The 3058-nt window shown below is 45.0% G+C and carries 3 protein-coding genes; all 3 read right to left on the bottom strand.

Annotation, left to right across the window (positions count from 1 at the left end):
• Positions 1–57: 57 nt before the first annotated feature.
• The gene (trbL, locus tag B147_RS27670) at positions 58–981 is read right to left on the bottom strand and encodes a P-type conjugative transfer protein TrbL (RefSeq protein ID WP_020586498.1); all 924 of its coding nucleotides are present in this window, start codon (positions 979–981) and stop codon (positions 58–60) included.
• A gap of 139 nt (positions 982–1120) precedes the next feature.
• Positions 1121–1894, bottom strand: coding sequence for a P-type conjugative transfer protein TrbJ (gene trbJ / locus B147_RS0106960; protein ID WP_020586500.1), 774 nt, complete (start codon positions 1892–1894; stop codon positions 1121–1123).
• A 13-nt stretch (positions 1895–1907) separates the two neighbouring features.
• The gene (locus B147_RS27675; protein WP_245568955.1) at positions 1908–2960 is read right to left on the bottom strand and encodes a TraG/VirB4 family ATPase; all 1053 of its coding nucleotides are present in this window, start codon (positions 2958–2960) and stop codon (positions 1908–1910) included.
• Positions 2961–3058: the final 98 nt, after the last annotated feature.

Raw genomic sequence — 3058 nt, forward strand, 5'->3', positions numbered from 1 at the left:
TTCCGGCAACAGATGAACCCTTCTTTTATTTTACCGAAAGTCATATTACAGCAGATTTTATAGTCGATGCTTTAGAACAATTATGGCCGACTCTTCTCCTGTCATAACCCCGGCACTGCTGCCGCTATGCAAAGTGACCATTCTCGCCATGGCGTCGGGGAGCGTTTTTACCAGAAATGCAAGGATGATAAAGGATGCGGTAATAACCAGGACTTCTGAAATATCGTTGAAATAATAATTGATCATGTCAGCCACAAACGCAGCTAAAATGAAAATCAGACATTTAACTGTGAATAATTTAAGGCCAACCCCAAGGGCGTATTTAAGAAAACTGGTTGCAAAGCCCCTGGTTGTTTTAAGCCCCCCAAAGCCTAAAAGCAGAATGCCTAAATTAAGGACAATCCAAGCCTCACAAAGAATTAAAACATACATGCCATAGATAAACGCGGCACAAAGCAGCGTTGCAATGATACAAAGCCCTATCAGCGGGGCTTTTACCGCACCCCATATAGATATGGGTGCTGTCATGTTGTCGGCGATTTTAAGGCTGTTGGTAAACACCTGCATGGCACTGCTGCCGCCCCCGGCAACGTCCACGCTTAAATTGGCCATCCCCTGGATCAGTTTATCTGCCCAATCCTGACCGTAGACGATCAGGCAGAAAAAAACAGACCCGAAAAAGACCACCTTTACAAGGTCCTCCAATACATCCTGCAGGGTGGATTGCTTCAGGCCCAATTTTAATGCCATCCAGGTAAGCTGTATAACGAGCATGACTTTCAGCAGCCAGAACGCATGCTTTTTTACATTCGTTCCCCAGGTCGAACCTACATCGTGATATTTGAGTATTATTTTTTCAATAATATCTTGATCAACGGTTGCGGCAGCGGCAATTTCATTGCAAAAAAATAATAAAATTGGTATGATAGCAAAATAAAGAAAAAGATTTGAAGGAGGTTTTATGTCTAAAAATTTAATCATTCTTACCGTCTCCATAGCTATTGCGATCAGTATCAGTGTGGGTGTCTATATTGGGATCTCGGTTGATTCCCAACCCAAACAGGAATACAAAGACACCATTGGAATTAATCGAGGCAGCGTTACTTTACCTGAACCTTGATTATGGCTCCGGTAAAACCACTGAGCCTCTATTGATACCCACGCTTCTTTCCCGCTGATCTTCCGCCTCACGCAATTTTTGTTCATGCTGTTTCTGGGCTGTTTCGCTTGATTGGGCCTGCACGTAATTGGCCAATAATGCCCTGGTCTGCCGCAACTCGTTTACGGTCAGGGCATTTATCTGGTTTCCGGCCTCTATTGCCTGCATTCTGCCGGATTTGGATGAAAGAAGACCGCTTATATAGGTGTCAAATTCGCCGGAATCTTCCAAATCCTGCAACTGCTGGCCGGAAAGCTGAAAGTTTGACTGCAAAATATTGTCCATTTTCACCGCAGCTATGTTGAACTGATTTCTCCGGTCATCAATTCGATCCGACATCAGCACCCCGTCAACTTTTACATCTCTGAGTTCGGGCCAGGTTTCTGTGAAAATGGTATAAAGGGCGTCCATGTCGGCTTTGTATGTTTTCAACCGGCGAATATTCGCTAATGCTCCTCTCAGTTGATACTCTAATTTGCTTTTCATGCTGGCGGGCAGATTCATGGTGTTGGTCAAAGCGTTCTGTGTCTGCTTGACCAGTTCTTCATAGCGTTTGATCGCTTCGGCCAACTGCTCAATGTCTTTGATGTACTCTAATGCCTGGGTGAACAGGTTTGAACAGTTGACACAAGTTACGGGGATGCCGGCCAGGGTCAGGGAAGATGAGAAGGAGAGAAGACAGATAAGGACGATGAAGGAGATTCTAAATTTTCTTTTAATGCTTTTTCTTTTCATTTGATTTATTCCTTTACGTTTTAAAAGTAACACCTCTTTCAACCAACCAGGCCCTGGGCCAGGTTTGGCCGTTTTCTTGAATTAAATTTTTAATACTTGCTATATGCTCTTTGCTGCTGGCACCGACAAACGCCAGTGCCAGGGGAGATAACGCCAGATTGATTAACCGCCGTCCTTCTGAGCTGGAGACGTAATATTCACGCTTCGGGGCGGCTTTGGTTATGATATTGATCTGAGCGGAGTTCAGGCCAAACCCACGGTACAAATCAAGTTGAATGTCTTGATTTGCGGTTAGATTGGGCAGAAAAATCTTAGTTGGGCAGCTTTCATTTAATACGTCCAGGATACCGGAGTTCTTAGCATCAGAAAGGCTTTGTGTGGCAAGCACAACTGCACAATTGGCCTTTCTTAAAACCTTTAGCCATTCCCGGATTTTTTGCCGGAACACAGGATGCCCCAGCATGACCCAGGCTTCGTCCAGGATCAATAAACTTGGCTGTCCTTTGAATGATTTTTCAATGCAATGGAAAATATAAAGCAGGACCGGGATCAGGTTTTCTTCGCCAAGATTCATCAGTTCTTCGATTTCAAAAACCGTGAAAGTTTCAATGGCCATTGAATCGGTCTGGGCATCCAAAAGTTTTCCCATGGCTCCCTGGACCGTGTAATGGTTAATGGCCTCTTTAAGTTCCTGGTGCTGCAAATAATGATATAAGTTGCTTAATGTCCGATGTGACGGCGGGGAATTTCGTATTTGTGTAACCGCATTGTGGATACTGCTCCTATGTTCGGGTTTAATTTCAACTTTTTGCATGGTGCATAGGGTCGTTATCCAATCTTCGGCCCAGGCCTGTTCACTGTCGTCATCAACGCCGCGAAGCGGACAAAAGGCAAGGCTGCTGTCATCCCCGGCAATTTCGTAATGGGTGCCACCAGCCGCCGAAACCAAAGGGAACATTGACATACCCTTATCAAAGGCAAAAATGGACGAATTTTTGTACCGCCTGAACTGTGCTGCTATCATTGCCAGTAAGGTGGACTTGCCGGCACCGGTCGGGCCAAACACAAGGGGGGCGCATTCCCATTTTCCCGGTTTGAAAAAAGCCTATCTTTGAGAACAAAAAACGTGATAGTTTCTTCTCGCTGAGACGACTATAAAATTGG

This window comes from Desulfobacter curvatus DSM 3379 (assembly GCF_000373985.1).
In the GTDB taxonomy this organism is placed as follows: domain Bacteria; phylum Desulfobacterota; class Desulfobacteria; order Desulfobacterales; family Desulfobacteraceae; genus Desulfobacter; species Desulfobacter curvatus.